At 67.3% G+C, this 20012-nt stretch carries 17 protein-coding genes; 12 read left to right on the top strand and 5 right to left on the bottom strand.

Annotation, left to right across the window (positions count from 1 at the left end):
* Positions 1-86: 86 nt before the first annotated feature.
* The 3 genes from RAB71_RS08585 to RAB71_RS08575 all read right to left on the bottom strand — a co-directional run bounded on the left by RAB71_RS08585 (position 87) and on the right by RAB71_RS08575 (position 3256).
* Positions 87-1328, bottom strand: coding sequence for an argininosuccinate synthase (locus RAB71_RS08585; RefSeq protein ID WP_010343562.1), 1242 nt, complete (start codon positions 1326-1328; stop codon positions 87-89).
* Positions 1329-1401: 73 nt separating this feature from the next.
* Positions 1402-2427: an N-acetylornithine carbamoyltransferase gene (locus tag RAB71_RS08580; RefSeq protein WP_010343561.1), complete on the bottom strand. Its 1026-nt coding sequence runs from the start codon at positions 2425-2427 to the stop codon at positions 1402-1404.
* A gap of 298 nt (positions 2428-2725) precedes the next feature.
* Complete coding sequence (locus tag RAB71_RS08575) at positions 2726-3256, bottom strand: hypothetical protein (protein WP_010343560.1); 531 nt, start codon at positions 3254-3256, stop codon at positions 2726-2728.
* Between the two features lie 142 nt (positions 3257-3398).
* On the opposite strand from RAB71_RS08575, the gene cysS reads away from it, so the two are divergent.
* The 3 genes from cysS (at position 3399) to RAB71_RS08560 (ending at position 6826) form a co-directional block, all read left to right on the top strand.
* Positions 3399-4814 (top strand): cysteine--tRNA ligase, encoded by a 1416-nt coding sequence (gene cysS, locus RAB71_RS08570; protein ID WP_010343558.1) that lies wholly within the window; start codon positions 3399-3401, stop codon positions 4812-4814.
* A 324-nt stretch (positions 4815-5138) separates the two neighbouring features.
* Complete coding sequence (locus RAB71_RS08565; RefSeq protein ID WP_010343556.1) at positions 5139-5579, top strand: SufE family protein; 441 nt, start codon at positions 5139-5141, stop codon at positions 5577-5579.
* On the top strand, positions 5576-6826 hold the full coding sequence (locus tag RAB71_RS08560; RefSeq protein WP_010343555.1) for an MFS transporter: 1251 nt from the start codon (positions 5576-5578) through the stop codon (positions 6824-6826). The genes RAB71_RS08565 and RAB71_RS08560 overlap by 4 nt, the downstream gene beginning before the upstream one ends.
* A 134-nt stretch (positions 6827-6960) precedes the next feature.
* Here RAB71_RS08560 and RAB71_RS08555 read toward each other — a convergent pair whose 3' ends face one another.
* Positions 6961-8013, bottom strand: a complete 1053-nt coding sequence (locus RAB71_RS08555; protein WP_234006656.1) for a carboxylesterase — start codon at positions 8011-8013, stop codon at positions 6961-6963.
* 563 nt (positions 8014-8576) lie between these two features.
* On the opposite strand from RAB71_RS08555, the gene RAB71_RS08550 reads away from it, so the two are divergent.
* The 9 genes from RAB71_RS08550 to RAB71_RS08510 all read left to right on the top strand — a co-directional run bounded on the left by RAB71_RS08550 (position 8577) and on the right by RAB71_RS08510 (position 18544).
* On the top strand, positions 8577-9734 hold the full coding sequence (locus RAB71_RS08550) for an HlyD family efflux transporter periplasmic adaptor subunit (RefSeq protein WP_010343553.1): 1158 nt from the start codon (positions 8577-8579) through the stop codon (positions 9732-9734).
* Positions 9731-11923: a peptidase domain-containing ABC transporter gene (locus RAB71_RS08545; protein ID WP_010343552.1), complete on the top strand. Its 2193-nt coding sequence runs from the start codon at positions 9731-9733 to the stop codon at positions 11921-11923. The genes RAB71_RS08550 and RAB71_RS08545 overlap by 4 nt, the downstream gene beginning before the upstream one ends.
* Before the next feature lie 80 nt (positions 11924-12003).
* Positions 12004-12579, top strand: coding sequence for a hypothetical protein (locus tag RAB71_RS08540; protein ID WP_010343551.1), 576 nt, complete (start codon positions 12004-12006; stop codon positions 12577-12579).
* 52 nt (positions 12580-12631) lie between these two features.
* On the top strand, positions 12632-13510 hold the full coding sequence (locus RAB71_RS08535; RefSeq protein WP_010343550.1) for a dienelactone hydrolase family protein: 879 nt from the start codon (positions 12632-12634) through the stop codon (positions 13508-13510).
* A complete protein-coding gene (locus tag RAB71_RS08530; protein WP_236614901.1) occupies positions 13437-15218 on the top strand; it encodes a PQQ-binding-like beta-propeller repeat protein in 1782 nt (593 codons plus the stop codon). Before RAB71_RS08535 ends, RAB71_RS08530 begins: the two co-directional genes overlap by 74 nt.
* 111 nt (positions 15219-15329) lie before the next feature.
* Positions 15330-16178 (top strand): hypothetical protein, encoded by an 849-nt coding sequence (locus tag RAB71_RS08525; RefSeq protein ID WP_234006580.1) that lies wholly within the window; start codon positions 15330-15332, stop codon positions 16176-16178.
* A 70-nt stretch (positions 16179-16248) separates the two neighbouring features.
* Positions 16249-16632: a hypothetical protein gene (locus tag RAB71_RS08520; RefSeq protein WP_010343546.1), complete on the top strand. Its 384-nt coding sequence runs from the start codon at positions 16249-16251 to the stop codon at positions 16630-16632.
* Between the two features lie 163 nt (positions 16633-16795).
* Positions 16796-17803, top strand: a complete 1008-nt coding sequence (locus RAB71_RS08515) for a hypothetical protein (protein ID WP_156148518.1) — start codon at positions 16796-16798, stop codon at positions 17801-17803.
* 66 nt (positions 17804-17869) lie between these two features.
* Positions 17870-18544 (top strand): hypothetical protein, encoded by a 675-nt coding sequence (locus RAB71_RS08510; RefSeq protein ID WP_010343543.1) that lies wholly within the window; start codon positions 17870-17872, stop codon positions 18542-18544.
* A 236-nt stretch (positions 18545-18780) separates the two neighbouring features.
* Here RAB71_RS08510 and dksA read toward each other — a convergent pair whose 3' ends face one another.
* Positions 18781-19914: an RNA polymerase-binding protein DksA gene (gene dksA, locus RAB71_RS08505; protein ID WP_081481989.1), complete on the bottom strand. Its 1134-nt coding sequence runs from the start codon at positions 19912-19914 to the stop codon at positions 18781-18783.
* Positions 19915-20012 lie beyond the last annotated feature (98 nt).

The raw sequence follows: 20012 nt of genomic DNA, 5'->3' as shown, positions 1-20012 counted from the left end.
GGCGAAGCTCGCGCAACCAACGATTGCGAGGCTTCGCCCGGACCCTCACCCCAACCCCTCTCCCGGGGGGAGAGGGGCTTTGCTCTTCAGCGATTCACTTGCGCGTACAGCGTCGAGCTCATCCCGAACAGCTTGATGAAGCCCTCCGCCTCGGCCACGCCCCAATCCGCCGACTGCGCATAGGTCGCGCCCTTGGCGTTGAGCAGGTGCGGCGACTTCACCGCCACCGCATCGACGCGGCCGCCGCGGGTCTCCAGCGTCACTTCGCCGTTGACCATCGCCTGCGACGACTTCAGGAACGCCTCCAGGTCGGTCTTCAGCGGGTCGTGGTAGAACCCCTCGTACACCAGCTCCACCCACTTGCGCGCCACGTCCGGCTTGAAGCGGTTCTGCTGCTTGGTCAGCACCGCGTCCTCCAGCGCGCGGTGCGCGGCCAGCAGCGACACCAGGCCCGGCGCCTCGAACACGATGCGGCCCTTCAGGCCGATCACGGTGTCGCCGGTATACACGCCACGGCCCACGCCGTAGGGCGCGAACAGCTTGTTGAGCTTGGCCAGGATCTGTTCGCCCGGCAGCGCCTTGCCGTCGAGTTCGACCGCCTCGCCCTGCACGAACTTCAGCTTCACCGTCAGCGGCTCGGTCGGCCACGCGCTGCGCGGCGCGCACCAGCCGCGGGCGCCCTCGCCCGGCGCTTCCCAGCGGTCGATCTCGCCGCCGGACATGGTCAGGCCGAGCAGGTTCTCGTTGATGGTGTAGGCCTGCTGCTTGGCGCGCACGCCGAAGCCACGCTCCTCCAGGTACTTCTGCTCGTAGGCGCGGGTCTGGGTGTGTTCCTTCTGGATCTCGCGGATCGGCGCGACGATCTCGTAGTCGCCCAGCGCCTTGACCGCCAGGTCGAAGCGCACCTGGTCGTTGCCCATGCCGGTGCAGCCGTGCGCGATAGTCTTGGTGCCCAACTCCTCGGCGCGCTTGAGCGCGGCATCGACGATCAGGTAGCGGTCGGACACCAGCAGCGGGTACTGGCCCTGGTAGCCCTCGCCGGCCCACACGAACGGCTTGACGAAGCCGGCCCAGATCGCCGGGCCACCGTCCACGGTGACGTGGCTGGCCGCGCCCAGTTCCGCGGCGCGCTTCTCGATGAAATCGCGCTCCTCGGCATCCACGCCGCCGGTGTCGGCGAACACGGTGTGCACCGCATAGCCCTTGGCCTGCAGGTAGGGAATGCAGAAGCTGGTGTCGAGGCCGCCGGAGAAGGCGAGGACGATGTCCTTGAGGCCGGGATTCGGGATTGGGGAGTCGGGATTCGTGGAAGCGGATTGCTGCGACATGGGGGAGTCTCTCTGCGGTTGACTAAAGTAAGAACGGATAGGGAAGCCGATGTTGCGAATCCCCAATCCCGAATCACGAATCCCGGCGGCCCTGGCCCACCAGCGCCGCCATGATCGCCTTCTGCACATGCAGGCGGTTCTCGGCCTCGTCGATGGCGATGCAGTTGGGCGAATCCATCACCGCGTCGGTGGCCTTGACGTTGCGGCGCAGCGGCAGGCAGTGCGAGAACACGCCGTTGTTGGTCAGCGCCATCTTGCGTTCGTCGACGATGAAGTGCTGGTACTGGTCGCGGATCGGCTTTTCCGGGCCCCAGTTGCCGAAGAACGGCAGCGCGCCCCAGCTCTTGGCGTAGACCACGTCGGCGCCGGCGTAGGCGCTGTCGATGTCGTGGCTGACGGTCAGCGAGCCGCCGCTCTCCTGCACGTTCTGCGCTGCCCAGCCCATATAGCGCTCGTCGAGCACGTAGTCCGGGGTCGGGCACAGCAGGGTCACGTCCATGCCCAGGCGGGTGGCGATGGTCAGCGCGGAATTGGCCACCGCGGTGTTCAGCGGCTTGGGATGGTAGGTCCAGGTCAGCACGTACTTCTTGCCGCGCAGGTCGCGGGTGCCGAAGTGCTCCTGCAGGGCCAGCGCGTGCGCCAGTTCCTGGCACGGATGGGTGATGGTCTCCATGTTGATCACCGGCACCGGCGAATATTTGGCGAAGCTCTTCAGCACCACGTCCTCGCGGTCCTTGGCCCAGTCGACGAACTTCGGGAAGGCACGCACGCCGATCAGGTCCACATAGCGGCCCAGCACCCGCGCCACCTCGGCGATGTGCTCTTCGGTGTCGCCGTCCATCACCGTGCCCAGGTCGAACTCGATCGGCCACGCGTCCTTGCCCGGCTGCAGCACCACCGCGTGGCCGCCCAACTGGAACGCGCCCAGCTCGAAGCTGGTGCGGGTACGCATGGACGGGTTGAAGAACACCAGCGCGATCGACTTGCCCTTCAGCTCGCTGCCGAGGCGGTTGCGCTTGAACAGCGCCGCCTGGGTCAGCAGCGCGTCGAGCTCGGCGCGGCTCCAGTCCTGGGTGTTCAAGAAGTGCTTCAGAGACATCGATCGATCCTTTGCAGCGGTGGGGACGCGGGACGCGCGGGAGGTGCTGTGGGGTTGTTCTTTACGGGTGAAACTTTTCCGGCCGATGAAAACGAAAAAACCCAGCCTCGGGCTGGGTTTTCAGAACGAACGGCACGACGCTCCGGTTACCCAGCGAGAATGTGGGATTCCGGTCGACGCGCGCGCGACGTCATGCCCGAGGCCATGCGTGCGGCGCTGAGATCGTGCTGGGGCAGGTTCGCTTTCATCGGCGCGCATCCTCGCACGCGCACGCCACAGGCGCAAGCGCACGCGGCGCTCAGCGCGGCGGCACCACCACCGCGTCGGGCACGTACGGAGCCACCGAGACGCGGATGCGCAGCCGGTTGCCCGGATCTTCCGGCAGCCGCGAGCGGTACTTGGTGCCCTTGTAGACATAGTCCACGTCATAGGCGATGGGCCGGCGGAACTCGCGGCCGACCTCGACCATGCGGCAGTTGCGTCCGCCGTTCGGCGCCGTGGCCGGCGCAGCGGCCGGGGCCGGCTCCTCGTGGCGGCGGCTGAAGATGTCCTTCACCGAATCCATCAACCGGTTCAAGCGGCTGTCGTCCTCGGCCGGCTTGGGCGCCGGCGCCGCCGGGGCCGGCGCGGGGGCCGGGTCGCATTGCTGCTCGGTGCGGGTGGCGCGCAGGGTCTGGTACACCGGCTCCACGTTCAGGACCTGGGCGTAGTCCAGCTTGACGTTTTCGATCACCACCACCCGGTTGCGCGCCTCGGAGTCCTGCGCCCAGGCCGGCGCCGCGGCGCAGGCAAGGAGGCCGACCAGCGGCAACAACGGGTTCAGGCGCATCGGCAGCAGCTTCGCAAGGGCAGACCCACGAGTGTAGGCATGGCGGCTTGCGTCGGGCTGAACGCGAGCCGAAAGGCGCTCCCCGCGCCCGCCCCGGGACGGCTGCCGGTAGAATCGGGCGGTTTCCCCACCGCCGATGCCGATGAGCCTGCGCCTGCACAACAACCTGACCCGCCGGGTCGACGCCTTCGAACCGCTCGATCCGGCGGCCGGCCCGACGCTCTACGTCTGCGGCCCCACCGTCTACAACTACGCGCACATCGGCAACGCCCGCGGCCCGGTGGTGTTCGACGTGCTGGCGGCGTTGCTGCGGCGCCGCTACGGCAAGCTGCGCTACGCCCGCAACATCACCGACGTGGACGACAAGATCAACGCCGCCGCGCAGGCGCAGGGCGTGCCGATCTCGGCCATCACCGATCGCTTCGCCGCCATCTACCGCCAGGACATGGCCGCGCTGGGCGTGACTCCGCCGGATATCGAGCCGGCGGCCACCGCACACATCCCGCACATCGTGGCGATGATCGAGCGGCTGATCGCCAGCGGCCACGCCTACGCGGCCGAAGGCCACGTGCTGTTCGCGGTGGCCAGCTTCGCCGACTACGGCAAGCTGTCGCGGCGCGATCCCGAGGAAATGCTGGCCGGTGCCCGCGTCGAGGTGGCCCCGTACAAGCGCGACCCGGGCGACTTCGTGCTGTGGAAGCCCTCCAGCGACGATCTGCCCGGCTGGGACTCGCCGTGGGGCCGCGGCCGCCCCGGCTGGCACATCGAGTGCTCGGCGATGGCCGCCGCGCATCTGGGCGAGACCATCGACATCCACGCCGGCGGCGTCGACCTGCAGTTCCCGCACCACGAGAACGAGATCGCACAGAGCGAATGCGCCCACGGCGGCGCGACCTTCGCCCGCGTGTGGCTGCACAACGGCATGCTGACCTTCAGCGGCGCCAAGATGAGCAAGTCGCTTGGCAACATCGAGACCGTGCACGACCTGATCGAGCGGCATCGGCCGGAGGCCCTGCGCTGCGCGCTGCTGAGCGCGCACTACCGGCAGCCGCTGGACTGGTCCGACGCCCTGATCCAGGCCCAGGTCGCCCGGCTCGACGGCCTCTATGGCACGCTGCGCGATCTGCAGGCCATCGACGCCGAGGCCATCATTCCGGCCGAGATCGAAGAAGCACTGGACGACGACCTCAACACGCCGCTGGCGCTGTCGGTGCTGTCGAGCCTGGCCACGCAGGCGCGGCAGGCACTGCGCGAGGCGGCGCCGGCGGGCGGCCCCGATCCGGCCGATGCCGCGCAACGTGCCGACGCACTGCGCCAGGCCAAGGCCCGCCTGCTCGGCGCCGGCCTCGCCCTGGGCCTGCTGCAGCAGGATCCGCAGGTCTGGTTCCAGGGCGCCGGCAGCGACGACGACGCCCGCATCCAGGCGCTGATCGACGCCCGCAGCGACGCCAAGCAGGCCCGCGACTTCGCCCGCGCCGACGCCATCCGCCAGGAACTGGCCGACGCCGGCATTGTCCTGGAGGACACGCCGCAGGGCGTACGTTGGAAGCGTGGGTGATTGAGCCCTAGTAGAAAAAGGGCGCACGGCTGTTCCCTTCTCCCTCCGGGAGAAGGTGCCCCGAAGGGGCGGATGAGGGTACGGGCGCCGGATGAGGGCACGACGCGAAGCGACTCGCATGGACAAGTTCACGAGGCTGCGCCCGGACCCTCACCCCAACCCCTCTCCCGGGGGGAGAGGGGCTTTACAAGATGCCCGAAGGGGCGGATGAGGGTACGGCGCGAAGCGACTCGCATGGACAAGTCACGAAGCTGCGCCCGTACCCTCACCCCAACCCCTCTCCCGGAGGGAGAGGGGCTTTACATCGCTTGATCTTGGATTGCTATGACCGATACCGACTTTCCGCTCGAACCCACGCCCGCCGACGCCCAGGCCGCCATCGCCGAGGAATTCGGCTTCTTCGGCGACTGGTCCGAGCGCTACCAGTACCTGATCGACCTCGGCCGCAAGCTGCCCGCCTTCCCCGAGCACTGGAAGACCGAAGAGCATCGCCTGCACGGCTGCCAGTCGATGGTGTGGATCGTGCCCGAGGGCAATGCCGAACGCCTGGTGTTCCATGCGATCAGCGACTCGGCGATCGTCTCCGGGCTGATCTACCTGGCGCTGCGGGTCTATTCCGGACGCAGCGCCGCGGACATCCTCGCCACCGCGCCGGACTTCGTCACCGCCATCGGCCTGGGCAAGCATCTGTCGCCGACCCGCAGCAACGGCCTGGCCGCGCTGCTGGCCTTCATCCAGGACACCGCACGCGCCCAGCAGGCATGAGCGCGCCGCTGCCCACCCCACCGCAGACCTTGCGCACGCTGCTGGCGCACCCCGGCTTCGCCTTGGTGCTGGCCTACCGCATCCTGGCGATGCTGTCCTACCAGGTCGTCGCGGTCACGGTCGGCTGGCACATCTACGAGATCACCCGCGATCCGTTCTCGCTGGGCCTGATCGGACTGGCCGAGATCCTGCCGTTCTTCTGCATTGCCCCGTTCGCCGGCTACCTGGTCGACCACCTGCCGCGACGCTACCTGGGCATGCTCGCCAGCGTCGGCCTGGTCGCCACCGCCGCGGTACTGCTGGCGGTGAGCCGCGGCTGGCTGGCGGCGCAGGGCGTGTGGCCGATCTACGCGGCGATCGCGCTGACCGGCGCCGCGCGCGCGTTCCTGTCGCCGGTGTACAACGCGCTGTTCGCCCGCGTCCTGCCCCGCGAGGCCTATGCGCGCGGCGCCAGCGTCGGCAGCGTCGCGTTCCAGGCCGGCATGGTGATCGGCCCGGCGCTGGGCGGCCTGCTGGTCGGCTGGGGCGGCAAGAGCCTGGCCTACGGCACTGCCATCGGCGCCTCGAGCGCGGCGCTGCTGGCGCTGTGGCTGCTGCGCGTGTCCGAGCCGGTGCACGACGGCCCGCGCGCACCGATCTTCCGCAGCATCGCCGAAGGTGCGCAGTTCGTGTTCTCCAACCAGATCATGCTCGGCGCGATGGCCCTGGACATGTTCTCGGTGCTGCTGGGCGGCGCGGTGTCGATGCTGCCGGCCTTCATCCACGACATCCTGCATTACGGCCCCGAGGGGCTGGGCATCCTGCGCGGCGCGCCGGCGCTGGGTTCGATCCTGGTCGGCGTGTGGCTGGCGCGGCACCCGCTGCAGCGCAATGCCGGACGCGTGCTGCTGCTGGCAGTGGCCGGCTTCGGCCTGTGCACCATCGCCTTCGGCCTGTCGCGGCATTTCTGGCTGTCGGCGGCGATCCTGCTGGCCTACGGCATGTGCGACGGCGTCTCGGTGATCGTGCGTTCGACCATCCTGCAGTTGGCCACGCCGGACGCGATGCGCGGCCGCGTGTCCTCGATCAACGGCATCTTCATCGGCTCGTCGAACGAACTGGGCGCGTTCTACGACGGCGTCATGGCGCGACTGATCGGACTGGTGCCGGCGGTGGTGCTCGGTGGCTGCGTGACGCTAGGCGTGGTCGGCGTTACCAGTTGGAAAGCGCCCAAGTTGCGCAACCTGGATCTGCGCGACCTGCAGTAGGCCCGGCCGACGGCGCGCGTGCGCGTCGTCGCCTCTTGGGCGCGAAACGACTCGGCCCCTGATGCATCACGCGCCCTGGCGCCGATGCATGATCCCCACCGCGCTGCTCCCTCGATTCGCCACAACGACCACGCTCAGCGCGCGGCCGCCACCGCGCGCGCCTGCGCCTCGTCGTCGGCCCAGGCATGCGCACAATCCGGCACGCCGGCCGGCTGCACCAGGCCGCCCTTCCCCGCCAGGAACCGGCAGGTGGCGGCGAACACGGCCGGCACGGCGTGCGAGCGGATCGGCGAGGCCAGCACGTGATTGTCCGCCCCAGGAAAGTCCACTGCCTGACGCAAGGCCGGTGGCGTTCCCAGCTGCTTGAACATCGCCTGCAGCGCCGCTACCGACACCGTACGGTCCTGATGCTGCGGATCGCGATAGTAGTAGCCCAGGAACACCGGCACATGGATGCGCGCATAGGTCGCCGACTGCATGCCGCCGCGGGTCAGCGCTGCCAGCGCGCGGTAGCCGTCCAGGTGCGTGGCGTCGGCCCAGTAGGCGCTGTCGACCGGATAGCGCAGGATCGGATCGCCGCCGTTGTGCGTCCACGCCAACAGTTGCGCGCCCCACGGCCACAGCATCGGCTGCAACTGATCGCCATACTCGCGTACCAGCGGCGACCACAGCACCAGCGCCTGCACCTGGCGCGGATTCGCCGCCACCGCCTGCACCGCCAGCGCGCCGCCCATCGAATTGCCGATCACCACCACTCGATCGCCGAGCACCCGCGCCACCGCCAGCGCCTCGGCCGCACCGGCGAGCAGGCGCCCGGCATCGACCCCACGCAGCGCATCGGCCGCGACCAAACCGTGCCCTGGCAGGCGCGGCAGATACAGATTGCAGCCGAAGCTGCGCGCCAGCCGCTCATGCGTGGGCGCGCCCTCGCCCTGGCTGGCGGTAAAGCCGTGCAGATAGACCATGGCGCACGCGCGGCGCCCCGGATGCGCCGGATCGGCCCAGACGATCCGCGCCTGGTTGTCAGGGCGCAGCCCCGGCGTGGCGCGCTCGCGCGCATCGATCCAGGCCTGCAGCGCCAGCGGATCCTGCGGCACCGCCGGCGCCGCCACCTGCGGCAGGGCCACGCTGACCCGTGGACCCAGCGCAATGACCGCGAGCAACAACAAGGCGATCAGGATCGGCAAGCGCCAGCGACGGCGGCGCGTGGGCACGGATGACTCGGCCAGGTCGGCATTGCGGTTCAAGGACGGCACTCCATTATCGACGCAACCCCGGATACATGATTGAAATAATTTGCACGCAATGACATTGATTGCCAGCATCGACACGGCGACATACCACTTGCCGCATTATGCGACACCGTCATGACAGGCACATTTAAAACCTTTCTACCGCTATCGAAGACGCTGCAATTCCTGCACTAAACAGCTGAATTTCAAGATCAAATCAGCAACCCGCCAACACCACGATAGCGCAATTTGTAGACAAGATAAAAAGCCATCAAATACGGAAAGGATGACGAAAGAAGCCGCCGAAATTATCTCCCACGAATTAAGTTTCAACCCGCTTTTCGGAATGGACGCGCATCGAACGCGCGACTCCTATATGAAACACGGATGGAATCAGCCGAATGGAACATTCGCTTTTTCGTGACGAGGCAGTGGACGCCCGGAGCCAGGCATGGCTGGGGACGGTACGACTGGCAACGCCGCTTTCGACCCGGGCCTGGACCTTCGTCGCCCTCGTCATGGCCACCGCCATTGTGCTGTGGCTGTTCTTTGGCCATTACACCCAGCGCGTCCATGTCACCGGACTCCTGGTCCCGCGCGCGGGCTTGATCAGCCTGACCGCCAATACGCTCGGCGTGATCGATCACGTCGGCGTCGCCGAAGGCGATCGGGTCGCGAGCGGACAGGTCCTGGTCTCGCTGTCGGGCGAGCACACCAGCAAGGCGCTCGGCAACACGGCGGCCAGCGTCAGCGCGCAGCTGCAACGCCAGGCCGGCAGCCTGCGCCAGGACATCGGCGATACCCAGCAGTTGCAGGACAAGCAGGCGGAAGACAACCGCACGCAGCAATCCGCGCTGAAGGAGCAACTGGTTCAAATCGATGCGCAGATCGCGATCGAGAAGAAGCAGATGCAGTTGGTGCAGGAGCTGGTGGACAAGTGGTCGGGCCTGGTCGCCGGTGGCTACATCCCGGCGTTGCAAGTCGAGCAGGAGCAATCGGCGTTGCTCGCCGACGAGTCGCAGCTGCGTTCGTTGCAGCAGCAACGCGCCAGTACGCAGCAGCAACTGAGCGTGCTCAACGATCAACTGACCCAACTGCCACTGGCCGTTTCCGCCAAGCTTAACGACTTGCGCCGGCAACTCGCGCAGGTCGAACAGACCCTTGCGCAGAACGAAGCGGCACGCGCCAGCGAACTGCGTGCGCCGGCCAGCGGCACCGTCTCCACCTTGCTGGTCAAACCCGGCGCTTCGGTCGCACTTGGCCAACCGCTGCTCGCCATCGTCCCGGACGGTTCGACCCTGCAGGCGCAGATCCTGGTTCCCAGTCAGGCGGTCGGCTTCGTCCATCCGGGCATCCAGGTCACCCTGCATTACCAGGCATTCCCTTACCAGAAATTCGGCCTGCACCACGGCGTGGTGCGCAGCGTCTCGCGCAGCGCACTGACGCCGGGCGAAGTCACCTTGCTGCTCGGCGGCGGCAATCCGCCCTCCTCCGATCCCCTGTACCTGGCCCGCGTGGACCTGGCGGATCAGAACGTCGAAGCATACGGACGCAAGGAACCCTTGCGCCCGGGCATGGCGCTGGACGCGGACATGTTGCTGGACCGGCGCCGGATCGTCGAATGGATCTTCGAGCCGCTGTACGGCATGGGTCATCGCTGGAGCAGTGGCGCATGAACGCGGCCCCCACGCATCACGGCACGACGGCACAGACTGCGAGCGCGCAGGACGCGCGCACCGCGAAACTGCGCTTCTGGCGTACGCGCGTCCTGCCGAACGTGCTGCAGGCCGAAGCCGCAGAGTGCGGCCTGGCCTGCATCGCGATGATCGCCGGTTATCACGGTCACCATACCGATCTGCCCGCGCTGCGGCGCCGCTTCAGTCTCTCGCTGAAGGGCATGACCGCGCGACGCCTGATCGAGATCGCGCATGCGCTTGGGCTGCAATGCCGGCCACTTCGGCTGGACCTGGAAGAGCTCGGTCAGTTACAGACGCCCTGCGTGCTGCACTGGGACATGGATCACTTCGTGGTGCTGCGCAGCGTCGGCAAGCACGGGATCGTCGTGCACGACCCAGCGGTGGGCGTGCGCAACTTGAGCATGAGCGACGTCGGCAGGCACTTCACCGGCGTGGCGATCGAGTTTTCCAGAGGGCCGACCTTCCAGCGCCAGCGCGAGACGCCGCCGGTGTCGCTGCGCGCGCTCGCCGGCTCGGTGCAGGGCCTGGGCCGCGGACTGGCGCAGATCTTCGGGCTGGCCCTGGTCCTGGAAGTCTTCGCGCTCCTGGCGCCCTTGTTCATGCAACTTGTGGTGGATCAGGTGATCGCCGATGGCGACCACGATCTGCTCACGTTCCTCGGCCTGAGCTTCGCACTGCTGATCGTGCTCGAAACACTCGTCTCGGCCTTGCGCAGCTGGACCGTGATGTGGCTCAGCACGCACTTCAACCTCGGCTGGACCGGCAACGTGTTCCAGCATCTGATGCGCCTGCCGCATTCCTACTTCGGCACGCGCCATCTCGGCGACATCGTGTCCCGCTTCGGTGCGATCGACACGATCCAGCAGACGCTCACCACCCGCTTCGTCGAGATCCTGCTCGACGGGCTGCTCGCCAGCGTCACCCTGGTCGTGCTGTTCGTCTACAGCCCCTTGCTGTCGGCCATCGTCCTCGGCGCGGTCGCCGTGTATGCGGCACTTCGGCTGCTGTACTTCCGCGTCTACCGCGAGGCCAACCTCAGCCAGATCACCGTCACCGCCAAGCAGCACAGCCGATTCCTGGAGGCGGTACGCGGCGTGCAGACGATCCGCCTGAACAACCAGGAGGCCGAGCAGACCGCGCGCTACCTCAACGCTGCGACCGACACGCTGAACACGTCCATCGCCGTGCAACGCCTGGACATGCTGTTCACCGCATTGCAGAACCTGGCGGCAGGGGCCCAGCGCCTGGGCGTGCTCTGGCTGGGTGCGTGGCTGGGATTGAAAGGCCAGTTCACCGTCGGCATGTTGACCGCCTTCGTGGCCTACGGAGACCAGTTCAGCAGCCGCGTCGCCAGCCTGGTCGACTATGCGATCGAACTGCGCATGCTGCGTCTGCAGGCCGAAAGACTGGCCGACATCGTACTGACACCACCCGAGGCGCACACCACCAGCGAACACGCGGGTCCGTTGCCACAGCCCAGCATCACCTTCAACAAGGTCAGCTTCCGCTATGCCGAAGGCGAGCCCTGGATCCTGCGCGAGTGCAGCTTTGCGGTGCAAGCGGGCGAATCTGTCGCCATCGTCGGCCCATCGGGGTGCGGCAAGAGCACCCTGGTGAGGGTGCTGCTCGGCCTGCTCGACCCGCAGCAGGGCGCGATCGAGATCGGCGGACTCGATCTGCGCCGCCTCGGCAAGTCCCGCTACCGCGCGATCACCGGCAGCGTGATGCAGGACGACCACCTGTTCACCGGGTCGATCGCCGAGAACATCAGCATGTTCGACGTCCTCGCCACACCGCAGGACATCGAGGACGCGGCCAGCCTGGCCGGCATACACGAGGACATCATGGCCATGCCGATGGGCTACCACAGCCTGGTCGGCGACATGGGATCCTCGCTCTCCGGAGGCCAGCAGCAACGCCTGTTCCTGGCGCGCGCACTGTACCGGCGCCCGCACATCCTGGTGCTCGACGAGGCGACCAGCCATCTCGATCTCGCGCTGGAGCGCCAGCTCAACCAGGCGATCAAGGCCCTGAACATCACGCGCATCGTCATCGCGCACCGCCCCGAAACGATCGCGCATGCCGATCGCGTCATCGAATTGCACGAAGGAGCAGTCCGCACGCGCCAGCCTGCGGCGCATGCGCCAGCCGTCCCCGTCACCTCCTAGCTCGCCGCCGGCGCGACAGCCAGCTCGTCGCGTCGCCTGGTCCCCGTCCCATCCCGTATCGCCAACGTGAGGTCGCCATCGTGTCAGCGTCGGAAGCGTCGTCCCTGCAAGTCGTCAACAACTTCGTCGAAGTCCAGCATCTGCCGGAACTGCTGCGCGGCCGCGGCGGCTGGTCCTACGGCCTCTATCCAGGATTGCTCGGCGACGCAGCGCCGTCCTGGCATATCCATCTGTGCGGCAGCCGCAAAGCGCACGAGCGTGCGATCCACGACGACGTCCTCGCCGCAACCCCGGGCATGGAACCGCTGCATGAACTCTGGACGCAGATCAAGGACAACCTGGCGCAGGACTACGGCCTGGTCCGCGCCTACGTCACCGGTCACACGCATGGACAGGACGGCGTGGCGCACCACTACGCCAAGCCGTCGGATCAGGAGCGTGTCGCCCTGCTCTACGCCAGCACCGAATGGAAGGACGACTGGGCCGGCGAAACCGTGTTCTACGACACCGCGCGCGAGTGCATCTCGATCCGCCCGCGTCCTGGCCGGCTGGTGTTGTTCGACGGCGCCGTCACCCGTGCCTCGCGTGCCCCGGCACGGGAGTGCCCGACGTTGTGCTCGACCATCACCTTCCACATGCGGCGCGTCCGTCGCTGAGACCGACGAACTGGGGAACTCCACCATGTCATCCGCCTGCCGACGTTGCCTGTTGGCCTCGACTGTCCTGCTGCTCTTCTGCGGCATGGCGCCCTGCATCGCCTCGGCGCGCGGCTTCGGCGGCACGCATGCCGACCTCGGCGAGCCACTGCAGATTCCCATCGCCGATCCGGACGGACACCCCTGGACCTTACAGGGACGGCTGTGCCGCCCTGCCGGTGTCAGCCGCCCACGTGTGGTGGTGATCGCGCACGGCTCACCGGCGAAGGCCTCCGACCGACCCGGCATGACCCTGGAAACCTGCGATGGCGAATCGGCACGCTGGTTCCTGCGACACCACTATGCGGTGGCATTGGTCCTGCGCCTCGGCTACGGCGCCACCGGCGGCCCCTGGAGCGAGGGCTACGACGGCTGCGACCGCGCCGACTATGTCAAGGCCGGATTGGAGACCGCACGCCAACTCAAGCGTATCGTGGACGCCCTGACCGCACTGCCCGACTACAGTCCGACCGGCGCCATCGTGGTCGGACAGTCGGCCGGCGGCTGGGGCACGCTGGCATACGACAGCCTGCCGCATCCCAACGTCAGCGCATTCGTCAACATGGCCGGCGGCCGCGGCGGCCACTTCCACGATCGGCCCAACAGCAATTGCCATGCCGACAGGTTGATCGCGGCAGCCGCCACCTTCGGCCGACAGGCCACCACCCCGATGCTGTGGATCTATACGGCCAACGACAGCTTCTTCGGACCTGACCTTGCAGCGTCGTTGCATCGCGCCTTTACCGACGCAGGCGGCCACGCGGTTCTGGTGACGCCGGCCGCTTTCGGCGACGACGGTCACCATCTGTTCTTCGGCCATGGCGGTTCCGCGATCTGGGGACCGGCCGTGGACCGCTATCTCGGCTCGATGGACGCCCCGGCGTCTCCTTGACCCACCGTCACCCACCTCCTCCCATTCCCAGCAGGGCTGCACGATGACCATGCAATCGCTTCGGGACCTGATCCAGACCGTCGGCCTGCACACCAGCGCCGAGAACATCCCCCTCATCACCAAGAAGGGCGGCTCCTACCTCTGGCTGTTCGATCTGCGCCGGGTGTTCATGCGCCGCGCTGCGCTCGAGCAGATCGCCGCAGCGTTCTGGGAGCGCAATGCCGCACGCCCGCCTTTCCAGCTCGGCGGCCTGGAAACCGCGGCGATCCCGCTACTCACCGCGTTGCTGTTGACCGCCCCGAAAGAACGCGGTCCGGTCAACGGCTTCATCATTCGCAAGGATCGCAAGACCACGGGGATGGGCAACGCCATCGAGGGCGATGTGCTCGACCTGCCCATCGTGCTGGTCGACGACTCGCTCAATTCCGGCAATAGCGCCGAGAAGGCGCGTGCGGTGATTGCCGCGGCCGGACACGCGCTCGACGAGGTGTTCGTGGTGGTCGATTTTCTGTCCAAGGCCGGCATGCAGTGGCGCAAGACGCACGCGATCTCGGTGCAAACGCTGTTCACGCTCAAGGACTTCGACCTGCCGCCGGAACAAAGCGCGCCGCCTCCCACCCAGGCGTATCGCGAACTGTGGCGGACGGCGACGCCGGGAGGCTTCGCCTTCCACGTGGTCCCCAAGTCCGCGCCGCTGCTGGTCGGCGACATGATCTACCGCGGCTGCGACGCCGCCAAGATGCAGGCGTTCTCCGCCGAGACCGGCGGACTGGTCTGGGAATACCCGGTGACCGGTGCGGCGTACACCAAGAAGGGCATCTGGTCATGCCCGGCGTACCACGACGGACGCCTGTACTTCGGCGCATACAACGGCACCGTCTACTGCCTGGATGCGGCCAGCGGCGAGGAGATCTGGACACATCCGGATGGCGACTGGGTCGGGGCTTCGCCGCTGCTGGTGCCGCGCCACAAGCTGATGTACGTGGGCATCGAATATGTCCGCCCATGGGCGCAGGGCAGCCTCGCCGCCTATGCGATGGATACCGGCGAAAAGATCTGGGAGCACCAGGTGCAGAAGCTGCAGCACGGATCGCCTGGTTACTGGGAAGGCGGCGACCTGGTGATCTGGGGCAGCGCGGACCATGAGACGCTCGCGCTCGACGCCAGGACAGGACGCATCGCCTGGCGCTTCAAGACGCGGCGCTCGGTGAAGTACGCGCCCGCAGTGGACGAGCGTCGCGGGCTCACCGCCTTTGCCTCGTTCGACAAGTCCATCTACGTGCTGGATGTCGCCACCGGCGAAAAGCGTGGCGAGTGGCAGACAGACGAAATCTGCTACACCACGCCGCTGTTCGCCGGCAACAAGCTGTTCTGTGGCTCGGGCGATCGCCATCTGTACGTGATCGACATCGACACGATGCAACTGATCAAGAAGATCAACCTGCGCTCGCGCGTGTACGCCTCGCCCAAGCGGATCGGCAACCGGGTGATCGTCGGCAGCAACGGCGGCCGCGTCGTCGAGATCGACATCGACACGCTCGAAACCGTGGGCGTGCTGCAGTTGCCCGACGCGGTGACCAACGGTGTCGCGATCTCGCCTGACGAACGGCGCATCTACGTGTCCACCTACATGAACCATCTCTATGCCTTCGAGCGCCTGAGCGACGCGCACGCGCAGTCCGCGCGCCCCGCCCTCGTCGCATCCTGACGTGCGGCACGCGTGAACGGGATCGGTCCACGCCTGCGGCGCCTTCGTCGCATGCGCGGATCAGCCGAAGCGAGGACGGCCTCTTCCCCGCATACCTGTTCGAGGATCACCATGAGAACGCTCGATATCATCGAAATCGATCTGGTCGCAGGCGGAACGCGCACATCGATCGGCGCACACCCGCTGTCCAGTTCGATCCACCATGCCAAGGCGCACAACAAGACGCATCACGCCAAAGCCAAGCTCCATCACCACCACGCCGCGATGCACAAGTCCGCGGCCGCGCAGATGGCGCGGATGGAAGAGGTCGAACCGATCGGTGAAGGCGGTGAGGGGGGCGAAGGCGGTGAGGGCGGTGAAGGTGGTGAGGGAGGAGAAGGTGGTGAGGGCGGCGAAGGCGGTGAGGGCGGTGAGGGCGGCGAAGGGGGCGAAGGAGGAGAAGGAGGAGAAGGAGGAGAAGGTGACGGCAGCGGCGGTTACGACGACGGCAACGATGCCGACGGCAACGGCCCGGCCGATACCTCGATAGGCAGCAGCCATACCACGTCCGATGGCAGGACGGTCTCGATCACCTACCAGAACACCCAGGACGGTGCGAGCAGCAACAACCCGGTCACGTCCAAGATGGCCTCGACCCTGGGCTCGGTGCTCGACGGCGATCAGAGCGTCGACAGCATCGACATCTCGGCCACGACCAACGGCAGCCACAACCCCAATTCCGCCCACTACACGGGCAACGCCGTCGACATCAACATCATCAACGACGTCCATGTCGGGACGAGCGGCGAAGGCTTCCAGAACGCCCAGGCGCTGGAGAATGCGGCGATGGCCAATCCCAACGTCAGCTACGTGGAAGGACCCGCCGGCAATTTCATCCGGTCCAGTCCCACCGCGGACTGGACCCAGGCCAGCCGGGAAAGCGGCGATACCACCCACGTCCACATCAGCGTCTTCAAGTAACACGCACCCCACCCTCTCCCGGGCCGGCGCACGCCAGCCCGGGAGATACTCGCCTATCGGAGCTCTCCGCATGACGTCTTTCTGGTTACCGCGCATCTGCACGGCCTTGGCGCTCACCGTCGCCGCGCAAGGATCGTCGCAGGCGAAGCAAGTCCCTTCCCAAGCCGGCGGAGAACAGGCGATCGCCTATGTGCTGAAGAACGACATCGCCCTGTCGAGGTTGTTCGGCGACTGTCCTGCGCTGAAATTCACCCGCACCGGCGCCGAAGCCGGCAAGGCCTTTCTGATCGAAGGCAACTGCGACATCAAGAACAACCCGGAGGAAGACGCGGACTGCCCCGCCTACCACGTCCATGCGACCGGGACGATGGACACGCCGTCGCATTGGACGGTCCGTCGCCTGGACCTGACCTTGGTGTGCTCCAGCGAGGGGGCGACGACGCAGCGGATGTAGCCACCGGATCGGCGCTTGCGCCATTGCTGCGGGACGCAGTGCGGGAAACCGCACGGTGCCTGCTCACGCGGTTCGACCCCGTGTGCGCAGTCCACGCGCAGCGCAGCGTGCGACATGGCGGTGCTGTCCGTGTCGCTTGGCGCAGCAGCATGCCCCAAGTTCCATGCGTTCGAACACGTCGCCACGCGCGGCACCGGGGCCGTACGCCCTGCCCGCGCCCTGGGACGTGCCGCACGCAGCCCGAACCGATCCGATCGTCGGCCACGCCGCGCGCACCGGATCAGCCGAAGCGGGGACGGCGCTTTTCCCGCACCTCTGTTCAAGGATCAACATGAGAACGCTCGATATCATCGAAATCGATATGGTTGCAGGCGGTACGCGCACATCCATCGGCGCGCATCCGTTGTCCAGTTCGATTCACCACGCCAAGGCGCACAAGAAGACCCACCACGCCAAAACCAAGACCCATCACCATCACCACATGGCGATGCACAAGACTGCGACGGCCCAGATGGCCATCAGCGACGAAATCGCACCGGTCGAATCGGAGGGCGGTGGCGAGGGCGGTGAGGGAGGTGAAGGCGGTGAAGGTGGTGAGGGAGGCGAAGGCGGTGAAGGTGGCGAAGGCGGTGAGGGCGACGGTGGAGAGGGCGACGGTGGTGATGGTGACGGCGGCGACGGCGACGGTGGCGACGGTGATGGCAGCGATGGCGACGGTGCCGGCAGCAACGACAAGCCCGCGACGTCCGCGTCGGCCAGCGGCACCACGGTGACCTATACCGCGGCCGATGGCACCACGCAGGAAGTCACCGGCACACACCCCAACCGCGACAACAACCCGCTCGACATCCGCTCCGGCACGTTCGCGGACAATCACGGCACGCTCGGCGACGACCGCGGCTTTGCGATCTTCTCCAGCCCGCAAGCCGGTCTGGACGCCGCGGCGGCCAACATGGACCGCCTCAACAACAACGCCGGTGGCACCGCCACGCTGAGTGACCTCATCACCAGCTGGTCGCCGCCGAGCGAAAATCCGACCTCGGAGATGATCACCACGATCACCACCAATTCGGGCCTGAATCCGTCCGATCAGTGGTCATCGTTGAACAGCGACCAGCGCAACGCGTTCATCACCGCCTACGGGCACCGCGAAGGCTGGCACGGCAACTAACTCACGTTGTGGCGAGGACGGGAGCGCTCCCGTCCTCGCCACGCACTACCGTCACGGAGATTTCTCATGGCATCCCGGCTCTTTCCGCTGTTCGGCCTGCTCGCTCTCTGCATGGCCTACCCGCAGGCGCATGCCGCCGGCAGCGATGCGGCGGCCTGCACGCATGCGCTGCATCAGGCCCTTGCAGGCACCAGCAGCGCCGCCACCCTGCCCCCGCCGTGCGCGCGTCTCGGACCCGTCGCGCTCGGCATGCGCAGACAACAGGTGCTGGCCGCACTGGGCCAGCCGGACATCACCCGCAGCGATGCGGCACATCCGGACACGCTCAGTGTGGTGTATCTGTACCCGCGCGGGTTCAATGCGCAACTGGCGCAGCAACCGCAGCCGGCAACCGCTCTCCGCTACAGCCAGTTGGCGGTGCGCTTTCGCAACGACCGGGTCACCAACCTGATCGCCTTCGCCAATGCAGATGCCCCGTTGCCGTTCGATCTGCTCGGCCAGCCAGCCGGCACGCACATCGACCGGGTCTTGCAGGCCATCGGCGGGCAGCCGCAATGGAACGCCAGCCGCGACTACGTGCAGTTCGCCGCGATGCCGCTGGGCCTGGAGGTCGATCCGGAGACGTCGGCGATCGTCGGGCTGGACCTCGCAGCCACCAAGCAGGACCTGGACAGTTTCGCCCTCCCCGGCTTGCAGATCAGCAAGGACGCGCAAAGCGGGTTGGTCAACGGCGTGCGCTAAAGGGCGCCGTCGCTCACGCCGCGGTGTAGCCACCACGCGACGCCCCATTCACGCAGAGGAAGGCGGCTCGTCGCGCAGGATCGGCCCGCGGCCGAGCATCACGTCGATGCCGCGGCGCCGGTTTCCACAGGCGGCATCGCCGACAGGCGAACGGCCTGGACCGGCGATGAGGTGACCAAAACGCAAAGCCCCGCGCGAGCGGGGCCTTGCCTTGACGCATTGAAGGCGGTGATCGCTCAGTCGCCCTGCTGCTTCTGCAGGTGCTCCCAGCGCTCCTGCGCGTCGATGGTGCGCTCGGCGGTCAGGCGCGCCTCCAGGCGCTCCAGGCCGATCTCTTCGCCGGTATCGACGCAATAGCCGTAATCGCCGGCGTCCAGGCGCTTGAGCGTGCTGTCGATCTTGCCGATCAGCTTGCGGTAGCGGTCGCGGGTCCGCAGTTCCAGCGAGTTCTCGGTCTCGCGAGTCGCACGCTCGGCTTCGTCGCCGATGTCGCGGACTTCGTCGCGCAGGTTCTCGATGGTCTGCTTGGATTCCTCGACCAGGTCGGCGCGCCAGGTGAGCAGGCGCTGGCGGAAGTACTCCTGCTGCAGCGCGCTCATGTACTCCTCGTCCGCTGCCGGCTTGTAGCCCTTGGGCAGGATCGGGCGGCCGGTGGCGTCGTCGGTCTTGTACTCGACCACCTTGTACTTGGCCGGCTTGGCCGGCGCATTCGACTTGGCGGTCACGGCCACGGCGACCTTGCCGGTGGGCTTGGCGACCGGCGCCTTCGGGGTGGATTCGGACTTGGTGGGGGTTTTCGCGGAGGATTTCGAAACGGACACGGGATTCTTTTGTGGCGGGGTCGACGGCGCGGCGGACTTGGCGGCAACGGGCTTGGGGGCCGGTGCTGCGGCAGGCGCGGCGGGCTTGACCGGGACAGGCTTGGCCGCAGCCGGCTTGGGCGCCGACTTCGGTACGGAGGTGGTCACCGCGGGTACAACGGGGGCGGTGGCCGGTTTGGATTTGGCAGGAGCGGTCGAGGCCTTGGCCACGGGCTTGGGCGCCGGTGTTTTCTTCGCTGCCGGCTTGGCGGCGGACGCGGGCTTGGCCGAGGCCTTGGCCACTGCAACCGGCTTGGCGGGCGCCTTCTTGGCCGGGGCTTTCTTGGCGGGAGCGGACTTGGCCGGCGCCGCCGCTACCGGCTTGGCCGCCGGCTTCTTGGCCACGGCCTTGCTGGCCGACTTGGCCGGGGCGACCTTGGCCGCCGGCTTCGCAGGCGCGGCTTTCTTCGGCGGTTTGCTGGCGGCGGACACCGTCGCTTTCTTGGCGACGGGCTTGGCAGGCTTCTTGGCGGCCTGGACGGCCTTCTTTGCAGGTTTTTTAGCAGCCACGAACGCTCTTCCTTGGTCTTCCCGGGGCCCGGGAAAGCGGGCCTTTATAGCCTACCCTACCCCCCGCGGCAACAACGCGGCGTATACGCCGAGCGACC

Source organism: Xanthomonas sacchari (assembly GCF_040529065.1).
GTDB classification, from domain to species: Bacteria; Pseudomonadota; Gammaproteobacteria; order Xanthomonadales; family Xanthomonadaceae; genus Xanthomonas_A; species Xanthomonas_A sacchari.
Note: the sequence above shows the minus strand (reverse complement) of the source record. Positions and strands in the feature narration are given on the sequence as shown.

Coding starts and splice junctions, on each gene's coding strand:
- RAB71_RS08565 (WP_010343556.1), top strand. CDS start 5,139: ATGACCGATACCGACTTTCCGCTCGAACCCACGCCCGCCGACGCCCAG.
- RAB71_RS08575 (WP_010343560.1), bottom strand. CDS start 3,256: ATGCGCCTGAACCCGTTGTTGCCGCTGGTCGGCCTCCTTGCCTGCGCC.
- RAB71_RS08550 (WP_010343553.1), top strand. CDS start 8,577: ATGGCCACCGCCATTGTGCTGTGGCTGTTCTTTGGCCATTACACCCAG.
- RAB71_RS08520 (WP_010343546.1), top strand. CDS start 16,249: ATGACGTCTTTCTGGTTACCGCGCATCTGCACGGCCTTGGCGCTCACC.
- RAB71_RS08515 (WP_156148518.1), top strand. CDS start 16,796: ATGCGTTCGAACACGTCGCCACGCGCGGCACCGGGGCCGTACGCCCTG.
- RAB71_RS08560 (WP_010343555.1), top strand. CDS start 5,576: ATGAGCGCGCCGCTGCCCACCCCACCGCAGACCTTGCGCACGCTGCTG.
- RAB71_RS08585 (WP_010343562.1), bottom strand. CDS start 1,328: ATGTCGCAGCAATCCGCTTCCACGAATCCCGACTCCCCAATCCCGAAT.
- RAB71_RS08530 (WP_236614901.1), top strand. CDS start 13,437: ATGGCGGTTCCGCGATCTGGGGACCGGCCGTGGACCGCTATCTCGGCT.
- RAB71_RS08525 (WP_234006580.1), top strand. CDS start 15,330: ATGAGAACGCTCGATATCATCGAAATCGATCTGGTCGCAGGCGGAACG.
- RAB71_RS08510 (WP_010343543.1), top strand. CDS start 17,870: ATGGCATCCCGGCTCTTTCCGCTGTTCGGCCTGCTCGCTCTCTGCATG.
- RAB71_RS08580 (WP_010343561.1), bottom strand. CDS start 2,427: ATGTCTCTGAAGCACTTCTTGAACACCCAGGACTGGAGCCGCGCCGAG.
- RAB71_RS08545 (WP_010343552.1), top strand. CDS start 9,731: ATGAACGCGGCCCCCACGCATCACGGCACGACGGCACAGACTGCGAGC.
- cysS (WP_010343558.1), top strand. CDS start 3,399: ATGAGCCTGCGCCTGCACAACAACCTGACCCGCCGGGTCGACGCCTTC.